This window comes from Burkholderia sp. Ac-20353 (assembly GCF_017104785.1).
Lineage (GTDB): Bacteria > Pseudomonadota > Gammaproteobacteria > Burkholderiales > Burkholderiaceae > Burkholderia.
Map to the genome: position 1 here is coordinate 12,367 of NZ_JAAGPL010000010.1, position 16,380 is coordinate 28,746.

A 16,380-nucleotide genomic window follows, 5' to 3' on the forward strand; every position below is an offset into this window, starting at 1 on the left:
CGGCGCGTGATCCTTTCGCGCGTCAGTGCGGCGACAGCGCGCCTGTCGCTGCGTTGCTACCCGCCGTCCGCGCTTCAAGCAGCGCATGCAACGTCACATACTCCGTGCCCGCACCGGCATCGTTCGCGCGCGCCGTGCGATCGTACGGCTCGTTGTCGTGGATCATGCCGCGCACGATCGGATAGATCTGCGTTTCCCAGCGGCTGCCGTTGAACACGCCGTAGTGTCCGACGCCGGTCTGCACATGATGCGTCTTCAGATACGGCGGCAGCCCCGAGCACAGTTCTTGCGCGGCGACCGTCTGGCCGACCGAGCAGATGTCGTCCTTTTCCCCTTCGATCGTCAGCAGCGCGGTGCGATGGATCGCGGCCGGTTCGACGAGCCGGCCGCCGACCGTCAGTTCGCCGCGCGCGAGCGCGTATTGCTGGAACACCTTTTCCACGGTCTCCAGATAGAACTCCGCGGTGAGATCGGTCGTCGCGAAGTACTCGTCGTAAAAATGCCGCAGCGCGTCGGCCTTCTCGGGGTCGCCTTTCGCGCGCTCGTAATACAGGTCGGAAAACGACGACGCATGGCGATCCGGATTCATCGACATGAACGCGCCGACCTGCACGAAACCCGGATACACGCGTCGCTGCGCGCCCGGAAAGCCCGACGGCACGACGCTGATCAGATGGCGCGCGAACCAGTCGATCGGGCGGCTCGTCGCGAGCTCGTTGACCTTCGTCGGATTCACGCGGCAATCGATCGGGCCCGCCATCAGCGTCAGGCTCGCGGGTTGCGCGGGGTCGCGGGCGGCCGCCATCAGCGCGACGGCCGCGAGCGCGGCGACGGTCGGCTGGCAGATCGCGAGCACGTGCGCGTCCGGGCCAATGTGACGGATGAAATCGATCACGTGTTCGACATATTCGTCGAAGCCGAAGCGTCCGGCGCGCAGCGGAATGTCGCGCGGGTTGTGCCAGTCGGTGATATACACGTCGTGATCGGCGAGCATCGTGCGCACCGTGCCGCGCAACAGCGTCGCGAAATGCCCGGACATCGGCGCGACGATCAGCACGCGCGGCTGCCGCGCAACCTGCCGCGTCTTCCGGAAGTGCAGCAGCGTGCCGAACGGCGTGCCGCACGCGGCTTCCTCGACCACCGGCATCGTCTCACCGTCGATGTCGACCGCGTCGATGCAGAACGGCGGACGGCGATGCGAGAACGCACAGCATTCGAGCAGTTCGCACCACGCGTCGAGCGTGCGGCCCTGCGCCGTGGACGTCGACGGCGGCCACATCGACATCGACGCACGCAGGTACGTGGCCCACGCGCGCGTGGGCCGCGTGCATTCGGAAAACCACTGATAAAAGGGGTACGCAAGCATGTTCATGACCGTCGCACCTTTCGCCGCTATAAGTTGAACGAGGCAAGCCATGTGCCAGTCGAACGCTGGCACGCGCGTTGCACGCTGTCATGGGGCGCGGCGGCGTGTGCGGCTGCTTGGCGCGTGACGGCTGCATATAGCGTGCCGCAAAATGCTACGCCGGTGCAAGGTGCTGTTTGCCCGATTATTGCCGCCGGATAGCGGTGCGCGAGCCGCACCGCTCTGGTGCGGCGTGCGCGACACGTCCGATCGTTTCTGGTGCATGTGCACGACAGCGATTCATAGGGGACACAAGATGAAACCCGCAAGCGAAACGACGCTGACCATTAGCAACCGAAACTACTCGACATGGTCGATGCGCGGGTGGCTGCTCGCGAAGCTGAGCGGCCTGCCGTTCGAGACGGTGAGGGTGCCGATCGACGCCGCGTCACGCGCCGAGCTGCTGCTGCTGTCGCCGTCGATACTCGTGCCGTGTCTGACGCACGAAGGCACCAAGGTGTGGGACACGCTCGCGATTGCTGAATATCTGAACGAGATCCGGCCCGACGCGCAACTGCTGCCGAAAGCGCGGCATGCGCGTGCGCATTGCCGGTCGATTTGCGGCGAGATGCATTCGGGCTTCAGTGCGTTGCGCTCCGCGTTGCCGATGAACCTGCGTGCGCATTTCCCGAACTTCCGCATCTGGTCGCGCGCGCAGTACGACATCGAACGGATCGTGACGATCTGGCGCGAATGCCTCGCGGAGTATGGCGGACCCTGGCTGTTCGGCGAGATCAGCGTTGCCGATGCGATGTACGCGCCGGTCGTCACGCGCTTTGTGACCTATGACGTGAAGCTCGAACCCGATATCGCCGAGTACTGCATGCGCGTGCTCGCGCAGCCGTTCGTCGCGGAATGGATCGAGGCGGCGAAGGCGGAGAAGGAAGATATCGACGAGCTCGATATGGAGTTTTAGCGGATAGCTTGCGTGCGCGATCGCCTGGATGAATTAACCCGTCAGCCATGCGAACTATCGTCCTAATCGCTCCCGCAGGAACTCGATGAAGCGCTGCGTTTTCGCCGGCAGCAACCGGGTTTCGGTGATCGCATAGACAGGCAGCGGCGTGCCATGCCATGCCGGCATGACGCGCCGCAGCGCCCCGCTGGCCAGTTCATCGGAGATGATCTCTTCCGGTATCAGGATGATGCCCATGTCGAGCGTCGACAGCCTGCGGATCATGCCGACGCTGTTGAGCGCGAACCTGCCACCCACCGGCACTGTGGCGGTTCGCTTCCCGTCGTGCAGCGTCCATGAGTCGGCCTTCAGGATACTCAGACACTCATGCCGTGCCAGGTCAGCGGGCCTGCCTGGCTCGCCCGACCGTTCCAGATAACCAGGCGACGCATAGAGGTAAGGCGTGAGCGAGGCAAGCGGCCGTGCGATCAGTTGCGAGCTTTCGGACTCTCCAATGCGGATCGCCACGTCAAACGGTTCGCTGACCAGATCGACCCGTCGCGGCGTCAGGTCGAAATCGAAGGTGATGCCGGGATAGAGGCCCGCAAACTCCGCGATCAGCGGCGCCAGGTAGGTCACGGCGAAATCCACCGGTAATGATGCGCGCAGCACGCCGCTCGGCTGGGCCAGCATTTCGCCGAGCTGCTCGTGTGCGAGCCGGGCTTCATCGACGATGCGCTTGCAACGCTCGAAATAAATCTGACCCGCTTCGGTCAGTTCGATCTTCCGTGTCGTGCGATGCAGCAGGCGTAGCCCGATCGCCTTCTCCAGTCCGCTGATCCGACGCGACACCGTCGAGTTAGGCATTCCCATCGCGTCCGCGGCACTGCGAAAGCCCTTGGCTTTGACGACCTCGACGAACAAGGCCATGTCGTTCAGCAGTTCCATGTAGATTGCTCCATGAAGGGATCAATGTTATCCAAATTACCATATTTATCCCGCATGGGGATCGCGCGATGATGCGTCCGTCCACCCTCCAGTGAAGGAAGTTCATCGTGAGCAAACTGTTCGATCCCGTCCGCGTCGGCCGCTACACCCTGCAGAACCGTCTGGTGATGGCCCCCATGACTCGCAGCCGTGCGCAGTACGACGGCACGCCGGGAGACCTTGCCGCCGAGTACTACGCTCAGCGGGCCAGCGTTGGCCTGATCGTGACGGAAGGCGCCCAGCCGTCGGATGACGGGCAGGGTTACCTGACCACGCCGGGCATTTATACGGACGCGCATGTCGCCGGATGGAAAAAGACAACCGATGCCGTGCATGCGGAGGGCGGCCACGTCTTCATCCAGTTGATGCACGCCGGGCGCATGTCGCACCCCGATAACACGCCGCATCACCGGCAGGGCGTCGCGCCCGCTGCCATCGCCCCTGGTACGCCGATGTTCACGGCCAAGGGCATGCAGGACATTCCCGTGCCGCGTGCGCTGACCACCGACGAAGTGCGCCAGACCGTCCAGGATTTCCGCCATGCGGCTCGACGCGCGATCGAGGCCGGTGCCGACGGCGTCGAAATCCATGGCGCCAACGCCTACCTGATCCATCAGTTCTTCGCCCCGAGCGCGAACACACGCACCGATGAATACGGTGGTTCGATCGAGAATCGCGCCCGCTTTGCGATCGAAGTCGCGACCGCGATTGCCGAAGAGATCGGCGCGGACCGCACCGCCATCCGGCTTTCGCCGGGCACGACGATCTGGGGTATCGACGAAGGTGCCGAAGGGCCGGACCTGTACCGCTACCTGGTCGCCGAACTCGACAAACTGGGGCTCGCCTACCTGCACATCATGGAGCAGGGCAACGAAGCGCTGCTGGCCGACATCCGCAAGCTCTGGCAGGGCACGCTGATCCTGAACCGGCCGGGCCGCCCACGTGAGCAAGTTGAGGCCGACCTGGCGACGGGGCTGGCCGACCTGGAGGCCTATGGCCAGATGATCCTTGCGAACCCGGATTTCGTCGCCCGGCTGAAGAGCAGCGCACCGATGAACGAGGCGGACCGCAATGGCTTCTTCGGCGGTACGGCGCAGGGCTACACGGACTACCCGACGCTGAGCGAAGCACAGGGTGCATGAGGTGAACGTGATGCCTGTCATTGCTCCGCTGCAGCGCGCCAACCACGGCAGCCACTTCCACGCTTACGGCCTGCGCGGCGTGGCCGCGCAGATCGATCCCTTCCTGGGCGTCGATCACGCGTGGATGAGTGGGCCGACGTTTCCGCCGCATTCCCATGCCGGCTTTTCGGCAATCTCCTATGTGTTCCTCGATTCGGAAACGGGTATCGACAACCGTGATTCGCTTGGCACCCGAAACGTGATCCAGCCCGGCGGCCTGCACTGGGCGACGGCTGGAAGCGGCATCGTTCACGAGGAAGTACCGGCAGAGGTCGGCAAGACGGTTCATTCGCTGCAGATCTTCGTCAACCTTGCTCGGGAACGACAGAACATCGCGCCGTTTGCACTGATCCTCGAGCCGCAGGACATCCCGGTGGTGCAACTGCCGGGCGCCAAGGTGCGCGTGCCAGTCGGAAGCTTCAAGGACGCATGTTCGCCACTGAAGCCACCCACCGAAGTGACGATGCTCGACATTTCGCTGGAGGAAGGCGCCGAACTGGCCGTGCCTGTCGCAGCGGGCTATTGCGCGTTCGTGATGCCGATCCATGGAACGGCCAGCGTGGATGGCCAGGACTTCACGCACGACGCTCTCAAGCTCCCTGTCTTTCCGCCACAGGACACACCCCACGCGATCACGCTTCAAGCGTTCCGCGGCAGCGCCAAGGTCATGCTGTTTGCCGGCCCGCCGCTGCATTCCACTGCAACCTGACTACAAAGGAGTCTCTTCGTGACTTTCGAACGTTTCACTGGCGACAACGCCGCGCTTTTGCTGATCGACCACCAGGTCGGCACCATGGGCTGGGTGCATTCCATTCCTTTCGACGAGATGAAGCGCAACGCGCTGATGCTGGCCAAGACCGCCAGCATCCTGAAGATGCCGGTGGTGCTCACCTCCAGCATGGAGGAATACGCACAGGGGCCGCTGCTCGACGAACTGGAAACCATCCTGCCGAACGAGTTCGCTGCTCGTGTCAAGCGCGCGGGTATCGTCAACGCGATGGATGACGTGAATTTCGCCGCAGCCGTCGAGGCGACCGGGCGCCGCAAGTTCATCATCGCGGGCGTCACCAACGACGTCTGCACCGTGTTCCCGGCACTGAGCCTCGTGCGCGACGGCTACGACGTGCAAGCGATTGCCGATGCAGGCGGCTCGCCGAGCCGGATCAGTGACGACATGGCGTTGCGCCGCATGGAGAAGAACGGCGTCACGCTCTCCAGTACGAACCAGGTGATTGCCGAGTTGGCGGGTAACTGGAGCACGCCCGAAGGGATGCGGATCATTCAGGAAGTGATCATGCCCGCATTGCAGGGCTGACGGAGCGGGCACGCGTTGTCAGGCCGGAGATGCTGATCCAACGGCCTGGCGACTCTGGCCTCTACCGCCCAGACGGAACTCACGCTACGCTTACCCTGAAGCCGCCAAGTACACAACCGTACACCCCTCGGTAGCAGACACGCCCCAGGGAAGCACGTGACGAGTTCGTCCATGCCGGTGCAACGGCTATCGAAATCGGAGAGTTTCCCCATGAAGACGCCCCGACGACTTCTGTTGGCTTTCGGCATCTTCTCGTTGTCGCTGTTCGCTCACGCAGAGCCAGTCAAACTGGAGTTTGTCGTGAACATCAAAACCGGCGAACGAGGTATGCCCAATCAATACGAGAAGCTCGAACTCGGCGAGGGCAGCGGGCGCTACGTCGCTGCGCTCAAGCAAAGCGGAAAGGTGACAAGCAAAGGATTGCTTGAGGGTGCAACCGTTCTCGACTGGGGGTTTCACGAGGTCCCGACCGAAGAAGCCGCCGAAGCTGGCTGGAACGAAGCAGAGCCGAACGGCGGAGGTCCTGGTTATCTGGTCTTCACCCTTCCGTCAGGTGACAAGCTCACGATGCGTCTTCAAATGCATCTCCAGTATGTTCCTCAGGTGCATGGGGCACCTCAGCCCTTCATCTTCGGTCTTTGGCAGATCGTCGGTGCCAGCGGGAGTTTGAGCCACTTGCAAGGAACAGGGGTGATACGCGTAGAGCGACCGTCAGCAGCAGAACGTTTGTGGATCCTCGAGGGGGAAGTCGGCCGCGCGAAGAATGCCTCACATTAGTTGCCTCAAGACCACCGACCATCTCGGGATTTGCGCAGCTGCTAGCCGACTGGCAAATTGGCGCGCGTTTGCCGGCGGCATTGCTTCGTCAGACTACGCCCCGGCAAAATCCGCTTGCTGATCGAACGAAGTCGTGACATCCACCGGACTCCATTGCCGGGAAATCCCGGCCCCTCTGTTCGTGTATAAAGGAGGCAACCCTGGACCAACGGAGCCCGCCGTGCCCGAAACACGACCGCCAAGCACAGAGCCAACACCTGAAGGCTCGCGCACATCGGTCTGGCGCCGCGCCAGGCCATTGGCCCTTGTCGGCGGCATCGGCCTTTTGGTCGCGAGCCTGTTGGTGATCTTCAACCCGTTTCGGGAAAAACTGGACGAACGCGCGCTGAGTGACCTGGGATTTTTCACGAACGCCTGCAGTGACAGCAGCGGTTCAGCGACCACACCCGTGCCGGGATGTCTGGCATTGCGGGCAAAGCCGGCATTGACGACCGCTCAGTTGGCCGCCGCACTCCCGCATCTACGAAAGCTCCACGTCAGGCTCGAGTTGAGTCTGGCGGACACCGAAGTCGATAACGTCGACTCGTTGGACGGACTCGATGGTCTGGAATCGCTCGACCTCACGGGCACACGCGTGTGGAGCATCGACGCACTCAAGGGAATGCGTTCCCTGAAACGACTCGTGGCCCACCGCACCCAAATCCAGAACATCGATTCGCTTCAAGGATTGACCGGTCTGCAATCGATCAATCTCTGGGATACCCGGGTCTCGAACCTCCGCGCGCTGAAGGGCTTGACCGACCTGCAGCAACTCGACCTCCGGGACACACAGGTTCGGGATCTCGATGCGTTGGAGAAATTGCCTCACCTGGAAACACTGAAGCTGGGCGGCGCCAGGAATGTCCGGAACATCGAGCCACTCCGTCAGCTGACCACCTTGAGAACGCTCGATCTCAATGAGACGCAAGTCGAGAGTCTCGATGCGTTGAAGAAGCTGCACGACCTGCAGGCGCTCTATCTCGCGAATACCCCGGTTCGGAACATCGATGTGCTGGCCGGAATGCCCACCCTGAAAACCCTCGCGCTCGATGGTTCCAGAGTCGAGAATATCGCGGCGGTGCGGGGCTTGCTCCAGTTGGAAACGCTCGTGCTTGCCCGCACGCAAGTCACGAACATCGATGCGCTCAAGGGCCTGACGGGCCTGCGATGGCTCAATCTCTCCGATACGAATGTCGAGAACATCGATGCGCTGAAAGACCTGACGGGCCTTCGAACGCTCAATCTTTTTCGCACCGACGTTCATAGCATCGATGCACTGAAGGGATTGACCAGCTTGCAAGAGCTCTATCTCGCGAACACCCCGGTCCAGGACGTCGACGTACTGAAGGGGCTGACAGGGTTGCGAGAGCTCGTGCTTTATGGGACCCGAGCCAGGAACGTCGACGAGATCAAGGCAGCGTTACCGAACACTCGAATCGTTTGGTGACGATTCTATTTGCTCCACCCACTCGACTATCCGTGCTCGAGCGGCCGATTCGAGGACGTGAGCGCACCTACGAGACGTCGCATCGCAGGCGCGCATCGCGAGACACAGCACGTCGTTGCATGCCGCGAGCAATCGCGCGTCGTGCGTGGGTATTCAGGTGCTGGTAGCGAGACGCGGGCCCGTGTTGCGGGGCGCAGACTCGGCCTCAGTCCAATGCGACGGCTGTGCGCTTACCCAAGGCTCGATGCCGAGTTTCTGCACTTCTTCGAGAAACGCCACACGCGTGCGCCAGTAATCCGCTTGCAATTTCGCATCGATGACACGCTGCTCCGCAGTGAACAACTCCATGCGCGCAGTCACCAGCATCGACGCAGCGGCTTTTTCCGGTGTGGGTGCGTGACGCATCGACCAACGGTTGATCCAGTTCATCATGTCGACCTCCCCCGAAATAATCGACGAACCCGCATCGGCCAATCGCAATCGGCCGAGCGCTACCTGAACAGGCTTCCCGGTTTTCGGCTATCGCCTGGAGGTATCGCGACGTTCAGCGTATATGCGGACCGTGTCGACGCATCTGATCTCGACGAGGCGTGGCCGCGTCGATAACGTCATGCAATGCGTAACAGGAACAGTGATGCGAGACAGCAGTCGCATGACGGCCGACAGGTATTTGGACATGATTTCCCCGACCTCGCTGGATGTTTGTTTGTCGCCCGCATCGAGCCGTCTGGCCGTGCGGATTCTGGTGTGCACGAGAAACGCAGCAAGTTGCGGACCAGTTCGGGAGATGTCAATGAATCCGGGCAACACGGGCACCAGCGATATGGCGGTGAAACATCGGGGCGCGGCTTTGTTTCAATCGTGTAACGTCGGGTCTCCGGGGGGCGAGGGCGGAATGCCAGGCCAGATAAGGATCCGACGGAAAGAGCGGAATAGCGCATCGGCGGCATACATTCGATCCGACGAATGAATCGCTGTCGAGCAGCGATGAATGTTTCAAGTACGCAACGTGCGCGGAGGCGCGCTTCGGAATCAGTCCATCGGTTTGGTGTGGGACCGGGGTGTGAGCGTCCGTTTTTTGGGACGGAGCCGACGTTCGAATGTCCGTCGAAGTCAATCGGACATCCGTTTGACCAAAATCGTCGCGGCATCTCGGCCGTTACGAGTGTTCGGTTGATGACAATGGCGCGTCCGTTAGCGGACTCAGACCGCACAGCTCAAGCAGATCGGAGCGAGATCTTCGAGCGAAGGGAGACTTCGGGGTTTACGCGGTATGGCGCGAAAAAAGAAAAAATTGGCATGAGAACTAAAATTCGTTTCCCGGGTTGCCATATAGTTGCCAGCAACGGCTCGACGCGCTTTCCATCGACCTTCGACGGTCGTGGATCGCGTGGCTACACACCGCCGGGCCGCGTTCGAACACAACTCGCACCGAAGAGGAGCACGAGACATGCAATTCCTAGACGATTCCCTGTTGCCGGAAAACCAGGAAAAGTTGGTCATCCAGGTTGCACCGTATGGGCCGCAATGGCTTCCCGGCGATTCGGACGATATTCCTCTGACGATGGACGAGCAGGTTCAGAAAGCCGTCGATTGCTACAACGCCGGGGCGACCGTGTTGCACGTCCATGTACGCGAAGCCGACGGCAAGGGTAGCAAGCGCCTGTCGATGTTCAACGAGATGCTTGCGCGGCTGCGCGAAGCGGTGCCGAAAATGGTGCTGCAGGTCGGCGGTTCGATCTCGTTCGCGCCGGAAAACGAAGGTCAGGCTGCCAAGTGGCTCAGCGATGATACGCGTCACATGCTTGCCAATCTGGATCCGAAGCCGGACCAGGTGACGGTCGCGATCAACACTACGCAGATGAATCTGATGGAGTTGATGAGAGAGGAGGACTACGCGGGCACCTCGCTGTCCGATCCGGCCATGCAGGCTGCGTATCGCGACATGGTTGTTCCGTCCAACCCGTCGTGGTACGAAGAGCACATCAGGCGACTGGTCACGAACGGCATTCAGCCGCACTTCATGCTTGGTGGCGTGACGAGCCTGGATACGGTCGAGCGCATGATTCGCTCGGGTGTCTACAAGGGGCCGCTGGTTCTGAACTATGTGGCGATCGGTGGCGGTGCATCCGGCGTGAATCCAGCCGACATGCTCGAGTTCGTGCGTCGTACGCCGGACGGTGCCGTGCTGACGATCGAGTCGCTGAACCGTAATGTGGTGCCGATGACCACGATGGCCATCGCGCTGGGGCTGCATGTGCGTGTCGGGATCGAGGACACGCTGAATGGCCCGGACGGCAGGCGTGCGTCGTCGGTGCAGCAGGTCGAGAAGATGGTCCGCATCGCTCGTGAACTGAACCGCGAGATCGCCACTGGCGAAGACGCTCATCGCATCTACCAGACCGGCACGTTCTGGAGCAGCACGGATGAAACCTTGCGGAAGCTCGGCATGGCGCCTAATCGCGCACCCGGCGTGAAAAGCGTGCCGTTGCGCGCCGCATAAAGGGGTGGGGCGCGGCAAGCGCCCCGTCCGGAGCACGCGGCAGGTACGGCATGCGTAGCTCGACAGTTGCTCGGAAGTGAGCGAAAACGAAGAGGCGCGGGGGGGCCCGAATGGGCAACCCTCGGCGGTCATATCGACTGCATCGACGTATTGGCAAATATCAAAGAGGCAACGACTCGCGCGAATGCCCTCATGCCGGAGACATCAATGAGCTTGTATCCAATCGAACATCAGGCTGCGGATCGTGACGACTACCTCGTCAGCCGTCCACGGGCGTGGTTTGCGTTCGCCATGACGTTCGCGCTGATGCTGTTTGATTACATCGATCGCCAAGTGATCGTGTCGCTCTTCCCTCATCTGAAGCTGGCCTGGAGCCTGTCCGACAAGCAGCTCGGTGCGCTCGTATCGGTCATTTCGATTGTCGTTGCGCTCGGCGGTTTGCCGGTCGCGCTGCTGGCGGACCGCGTCAGTCGGGTCAAAAGCATTTTCCTGATGGCTGCGCTCTGGAGTCTCGCGTCAATTTCATGCATGTTCGCGCGCAACTACGGCGAGATGTTTGCCGCACGCGCGCTCGTCGGCGTCGGCGAAACGGGCTACGGTTCGGTGGGGGGCGCGCTGCTCGCCAGCCTGTTTCCCCGGCGCTTGCGCGCAACGCTTCAGGGCGGTCTGCTGGCGGCTGCGTCGCTCGGTTCCGTGCTTGGGGTTTTGTTGGGCGCGGAAGTCGCAAAGTATTGGGGGTGGCGCGCGGCATTCGGCGTTGTGGGCGTGCCGGGTCTCGTGCTTGCCATGCTGTATCTGCTGGTGCCGGATTACAAGACCGTCGCGCTGACGCCTCATTCGGTCCAAGCTCGTCCGGCGGCATTGGCCACCGTCCGTCAAGTCGTTGGAACGCTGCTCGGCTCGGCGACGATCTGGTGGACATGTCTGGGCGCGGCTTTTCAATTGATCGTCGTATCGACCATCTGGTCCTGGCTGCCAAGCTATTTCATGCGATTCCATTCGGTCGCGCCCGATCGGGCGGCACGGGAGGCCGCGCTGGTTGTGCTTTGCGGCGCCCTCGGAGGAATTCTGTGGGGCAATCTTGCGGATCGCCTCGGTGCCCGCGGGCATACCAAGAAGCTCGTCATGGTGGCGTCGCTTGCCGTGGCGACGTTCTTCGTCTTCCTGACGGCTTTCACGGTAGCAGCATCGTCGCCGTTTCAATTCCCGCTCGTCGCGTTCGGCGGATTTCTGATGACATGCACGCTGGCGCCGTCGGCAGGCGTGATTTACGACGTCGTTCACCCGGGTGTTCGTGCGACTGGCGCGTCGATTCTGTCGTTGTTCCAGAATCTCTTCGGCCTTGCCGTCGGCCCGATTCTGGGCGGTTTGTTTTCCGATCTGTGGGGCCTGCAGACTGCACTCGCGATCATGCCGGCGTTCGGCATTGTCGCCGCGTTGTGCTTCCTGCGGGCACGACGCACCTACGAATCCGATATGGCTCGGGTCGTCGGGGTGCATTTGGATGCGGCCACGCCCTCCGTATCACCCACTGCGGTATCGGCCTGATCGATGCTCGCGGGTTGACCAAACGTATCGAATTTCGGCTTCCACTCTGGACTGGCGATGAATCACTTCAGCACTCAAATTCAGTCGGCTTCACCGAACGCTTTGACGACGGACCAGCCCGCCTGGCTCCCCTCCGTCGATACGATCGCTTCGGCGCGCATCACGGCGTTCATGCAATGGCTCTCCGACGAGCGCAACTTGTCGTTCGGCAGCTACGCCGAACTGTGGCGCTGGTCGGTCGATCATGTCGACACGTTCTGGTCTGCCCTGTGGGATTGGGCGGATATCATTTCAGTCGAGCCGCGCGGCGACACGTTGGTCGACACCGCAATGCCGGGCGCGAAGTGGTTCCCCGGTGTACAGATGAATTACGTCGAGCAAGTGTTTCGGCACGCTGATCCGACCTCACCCGCGATATCGTTTCGCAACGAGGCGGGTGATCAGCGCGACCTGAGCTGGGGCGAGCTGGAGCAGCAAGTCGCGGCGCTTGCGGCTACGTTGAGGCGACTGGGAGTGGCGCGCGGCGACCGAGTCGCCGCTTTCATGCCCAACACACCCGAGACGATCGTGGCGTTCCTTGCAACGGTCAGCGTCGGCGCGATCTGGTCAGCATGTGCGCCGGACATGGGGCAGCTTGCCGTTCTGGACCGTTTCCGCCAGATTGAGCCCAAGGCCATGATCGCGGTCGACGGCTATCGGTACGGCGGCAAGTCGTACGACCGGCGCGAATTGCTGCATGCATTGCTTGGCGAACTGCCGAGCGTGGAGCATGTCGTCCTGGTGCCAAATCTCGATCCGCATGCTTGCGCCGCTTCCTTCGCACATGGCGTTGACTGGGCGGACGCGATCGCAGGTGATGCACCGCTCGCGGTCGACGACGTTCCGTTTGATCATCCGCTCTGGATCGTTTATTCGTCAGGTACGACGGGTTTGCCCAAACCGATTGTCCATTCGCACGGCGGGATCGTGCTCGAGCATGTGAAGCTCACGACGCTCCATCTAGACCTGCGTCCGGGCGACCGATTCCATTGGAATGCGAGCACCGGATGGATCATGTGGAACCTTCAGGTTGGCGGGCTGCTTGCAGGCGCGACCGCATGCCTTTACGACGGCAACCCCGGCTACCCCGATATGAACGCACTGTGGCGTTTCGTCGGAGACGCACGCATCAACTTCTTCGGCGCAGGCGCCGCTTATTTCCAGAGTTGCGTCAAGGCTGGCGTGGAGCCGAATGAAGTCGCGGATCTTTCGCAGTTGCGCGCAGTGGGGTCCACCGGGTCTCCGTTGTCGCCGGAAGGCTACCGATGGATCCTCGATCATGTCGGAGATGTGTGGATCAACGCGATTTCCGGTGGCACTGACTTCGCCGGTTGTTTCGTTGCCGGCGTGCCGACGTTGCCGGTTTACCTCGGTGAAATGCAGTGCCGCTGCCTTGGTGCCCGCGTAGAGGCTTTCGATGACGCAGGCAATGCACTGATCGACGAGGTCGGCGAATTGGTCTGCACCGCGCCGATGCCATCGATGCCGCTTTATTTCTGGAACGATGAGGATAACCGACGCTACCGCGACAGCTACTTCGACACATACCCCGGTATCTGGCGTCACGGCGACTGGGTGCGTATCACACCACGTGGTGGCGCAATCATCTACGGACGCTCCGATGCAACGATCAATCGATACGGAATCCGAATGGGGACGAGCGAGTTGTACCGCGCGGTAGAAGATTTGCCCGAGGTGCTGGACAGCATGGTCGTCGATCTCGAATACCTCGGACGCGAGTCCTATATGCCTTTGTTTGTGGTGTTGCGCCCCGGCGTCGAATTGAGTCCGGAATTGACCGTGACGATCCGGGACCGGATCAAGGCCGCGCTGTCCGCACGGCACGTACCGAACGAAGTGCTTCAAGTGCCATCCATTCCTCGCACGATGTCCGGCAAGAAGATGGAGTTGCCGATCAAGAAGCTGCTGTTGGGGCATCCGATCGAGAAGGTAGCGAACCCGGACACGATGGCGAATCCGGAGAGCCTGGCGTGGTTCCAAGAGTTCGCGCTGGGCTGCGTACAGCGATTTGGTGATGCTCACAAGCTTGCGTCGACCCAATAGTGCCCGCAATCGGTGAAGCGACCCGTCGACTTCGATGGCGTTCGAAATTCTCCTGGAGACTGTAAGCCATGTCACGTTGTATCCGAATCGCACCTGTTGACGAACTGCGTCCAGGGCAGCGCAAGCTCGTCTTTGTCGATGGAGCCAGCATCGTCGTCTTCAACATCGACGGAAAGGTCTTTGCTGTCGACAATTCGTGTCCACACAACGGTGCATCGCTGGCCAGCGGCCAACTGGAGGGACACATGCTGCGCTGTCCCGCGCACGGGATGCGCTTCGATCTGCGCGAGGGGCCCGATTCGAAAGCATCGGGGCTTTGTCCGAAGAAATTCCCTGTTCAGGAGCATGACGGACAGTTCGTGATGCTCGTCGGCGAACCGTCTCGGACGCCTTGAAACACGATCCGGCTGTTCGATAGCAAAGATATATTCCGAGCAAGGTGGAGACACATATGCAAGACAATCTGGTGGCCGCGACGCCGTCGGCATACAACTACCCGCTTCTGATCAAGCAGTTGCTGCTCAATGCCCGAAGCATTCATGGCGACCAGGAGATCACGTATCGTGGTGAATTGCGCTACCGCTTCAGTGACTTCGATCGCCGTCTTTGCCGGCTTGCGTCGGCACTGACGTCGCTCGACGTTCGACACGGATCCACCGTCGCAGTCATGGACTGGGACAGTCACCGCTATCTGGAGAGCTATTTCGCGATTCCGATGATGGGGGCCACGCTCTTCACGGTGAACGTGCGGCTGTCGCCTCAACAAATCCTTTATACGTTGAACGATTCGGAAGCGGAAGCCGTTCTCGTTCATGCTGATTTTGTCGAGATGTTGTCCCAGATCTGGGGGGAACTGCGGTTTGTGCGCCATGTGATTGTTCTGGCGGACGGTCAGCCGATGCCGAAGACCGACTTGCCAGTGGCCGGCGAGTACGAGACCTTGCTGGAGCAGGCGTCACCCGAGTTTTCGTTCGGGGAGTTCGACGAGAACACGAAGGCTGCGGTTTTTTATACAACGGGAACAACCGGCGATCCGAAAGGCGTCAGCTATAGCCACCGGAACATCGTCATGCATGCGATGTCGACCGCGATGAGCTTGTGCGCGCCGCGCGATGGGCAGCGGCTGCATCGGGAAGATGTCTACATGCCGATCACGCCGATGTTTCACGTCCTCGCATGGGGGATGCCGTATATCGCGATCATGCTCGGGCTCAAGACCGTTCTGCCCGGCCGCTATGTTCCGGATGTGTTGCTCCGATTGCACGAAACGGAGAAAGTCACATTCTCTCATTGCGTGCCGACGATCCTCCAGATGCTTCTGCAGGCCGCGCCGGAAGACGAGAGTGCACTGTCGGGTTGGAAACTCGTCATCGGCGGTTCAGCGCTGTCGCCCTCGCTTTGCGATGCGGCGATGGCGCGCGGCATCGACGTCTTCACCGGGTACGGAATGTCGGAAACAGGCCCGATTGTCGCGCTCGCGCAATTGCCGCCAGGGTTCGCATCGAGCAATCGGGACGACTCGGCAGCCAATCACCATAAGGAATTGCAGATGCGCTGTTCGACCGGGCGCCCTGTTGCGATGGTCGACTTTCGTGTCGTCGACGAAAACATGAACGACGTGCCGCGCGACGGCAAGAGTCCCGGGGAAATCATTCTTCGCGCTCCATTCCTGACGGTCGGCTACAACAACAAGCCGGATGCGTCAGAGGCGTTGTGGGCGGGCGGCTATCTCCACACGCAGGATATTGCGGTGATGCATCCGGATGGATTCGTGCAGATCGTGGACCGCATCAAGGACGTGATCAAGACCGGTGGCGAATGGGTGTCGTCGATCGACGTGGAGCGCTTGATTTCGCTTGTGCCGGGCGTCGTCGAGTGCGCGGTGATCGGCGTGCCCGATGTGAAATGGGGCGAGCGGCCGATGGCGCTCGTGGTAAGGGGAGCCGACCGCGAAGTGAGCGCGCCCGTCGTTCGCGAACACCTGATGAAGCACGTCGAGACGAATCGGATCAGTCGTTATGCGGTTCCGGAAGAGAGCCGCATCGTCTTTGTCGAAGAAATTCCGAAGACGAGTGTCGGCAAGATCGACAAGAAGCGCCTGCGCCAGATGGCCGCGTAGTCGCCAGACTCAGTATTGTCGCCGTGAACGCGATTGGCGGCATGCGTATCGCTGTTTCGAA

At 61.3% G+C, this 16,380-nt stretch carries 14 protein-coding genes; 11 read left to right on the forward strand and 3 right to left on the reverse strand.

Translation table 11 applies throughout. The features are described 5' to 3' along the window. Positions 1-22: 22 nt before the first annotated feature. A complete protein-coding gene (phaZ, locus tag G3N94_RS04455; protein ID WP_205790889.1) occupies positions 23-1,372 on the reverse strand; it encodes a polyhydroxyalkanoate depolymerase in 1,350 nt (449 codons plus the stop codon). 289 nt (positions 1,373-1,661) lie between these two features. Here phaZ and G3N94_RS04460 point away from each other — a divergent pair, with 289 nt between their 5' ends. Then, positions 1,662-2,321: a glutathione S-transferase family protein gene (locus tag G3N94_RS04460; RefSeq protein ID WP_205790890.1), complete on the forward strand. Its 660-nt coding sequence runs from the start codon at positions 1,662-1,664 to the stop codon at positions 2,319-2,321. Positions 2,322-2,375: 54 nt separating this feature from the next. Here G3N94_RS04460 and G3N94_RS04465 read toward each other — a convergent pair whose 3' ends face one another. Next, positions 2,376-3,248, reverse strand: coding sequence for a LysR family transcriptional regulator (locus G3N94_RS04465; protein ID WP_205790891.1), 873 nt, complete (start codon positions 3,246-3,248; stop codon positions 2,376-2,378). A gap of 107 nt (positions 3,249-3,355) precedes the next feature. Here G3N94_RS04465 and G3N94_RS04470 point away from each other — a divergent pair, with 107 nt between their 5' ends. The 5 genes from G3N94_RS04470 (at position 3,356) to G3N94_RS04490 (ending at position 8,046) form a co-directional block, all read left to right on the forward strand. After that, positions 3,356-4,429 carry an alkene reductase gene (locus G3N94_RS04470; RefSeq protein WP_205790892.1) on the forward strand — a complete coding sequence of 358 codons (1,074 nt, stop codon included), beginning with the start codon at positions 3,356-3,358 and terminating at the stop codon, positions 4,427-4,429. Between the two features lie 10 nt (positions 4,430-4,439). Then, complete coding sequence (locus tag G3N94_RS04475) at positions 4,440-5,177, forward strand: pirin family protein (RefSeq protein WP_205790987.1); 738 nt, start codon at positions 4,440-4,442, stop codon at positions 5,175-5,177. Between the two features lie 18 nt (positions 5,178-5,195). Beyond that, positions 5,196-5,783: an isochorismatase family protein gene (locus G3N94_RS04480; RefSeq protein WP_205790893.1), complete on the forward strand. Its 588-nt coding sequence runs from the start codon at positions 5,196-5,198 to the stop codon at positions 5,781-5,783. A 210-nt stretch (positions 5,784-5,993) separates the two neighbouring features. Continuing rightward, the gene (locus G3N94_RS04485; protein WP_205790894.1) at positions 5,994-6,560 is read left to right on the forward strand and encodes a hypothetical protein; all 567 of its coding nucleotides are present in this window, start codon (positions 5,994-5,996) and stop codon (positions 6,558-6,560) included. Between the two features lie 220 nt (positions 6,561-6,780). Further along, entirely contained in the window at positions 6,781-8,046 is a 1,266-nt protein-coding gene (locus G3N94_RS04490) for a leucine-rich repeat domain-containing protein (protein ID WP_205790895.1), read from the forward strand. Positions 8,047-8,199: 153 nt separating this feature from the next. On the opposite strand, the gene G3N94_RS04495 is transcribed toward G3N94_RS04490, so the two are convergent. After that, positions 8,200-8,478 carry a hypothetical protein gene (locus G3N94_RS04495; protein ID WP_205790896.1) on the reverse strand — a complete coding sequence of 93 codons (279 nt, stop codon included), beginning with the start codon at positions 8,476-8,478 and terminating at the stop codon, positions 8,200-8,202. A gap of 1,018 nt (positions 8,479-9,496) precedes the next feature. Between G3N94_RS04495 and G3N94_RS04500 the strand changes: the two genes are divergently transcribed. From G3N94_RS04500 to G3N94_RS04520, 5 genes are all read left to right on the forward strand, one after another. Next, positions 9,497-10,549: a 3-keto-5-aminohexanoate cleavage protein gene (locus G3N94_RS04500; protein ID WP_205790988.1), complete on the forward strand. Its 1,053-nt coding sequence runs from the start codon at positions 9,497-9,499 to the stop codon at positions 10,547-10,549. A 207-nt stretch (positions 10,550-10,756) separates the two neighbouring features. Further along, positions 10,757-12,097 (forward strand): MFS transporter, encoded by a 1,341-nt coding sequence (locus G3N94_RS04505; protein WP_205790897.1) that lies wholly within the window; start codon positions 10,757-10,759, stop codon positions 12,095-12,097. Between the two features lie 57 nt (positions 12,098-12,154). Beyond that, the gene (locus tag G3N94_RS04510) at positions 12,155-14,200 is read left to right on the forward strand and encodes an acetoacetate--CoA ligase (protein ID WP_205790898.1); all 2,046 of its coding nucleotides are present in this window, start codon (positions 12,155-12,157) and stop codon (positions 14,198-14,200) included. A gap of 68 nt (positions 14,201-14,268) precedes the next feature. After that, entirely contained in the window at positions 14,269-14,595 is a 327-nt protein-coding gene (locus G3N94_RS04515) for a Rieske 2Fe-2S domain-containing protein (protein WP_205790899.1), read from the forward strand. Between the two features lie 56 nt (positions 14,596-14,651). Continuing rightward, complete coding sequence (locus G3N94_RS04520; RefSeq protein ID WP_205790900.1) at positions 14,652-16,319, forward strand: fatty acid--CoA ligase; 1,668 nt, start codon at positions 14,652-14,654, stop codon at positions 16,317-16,319. The last annotated feature ends 61 nt before the right edge of the window (positions 16,320-16,380 follow it).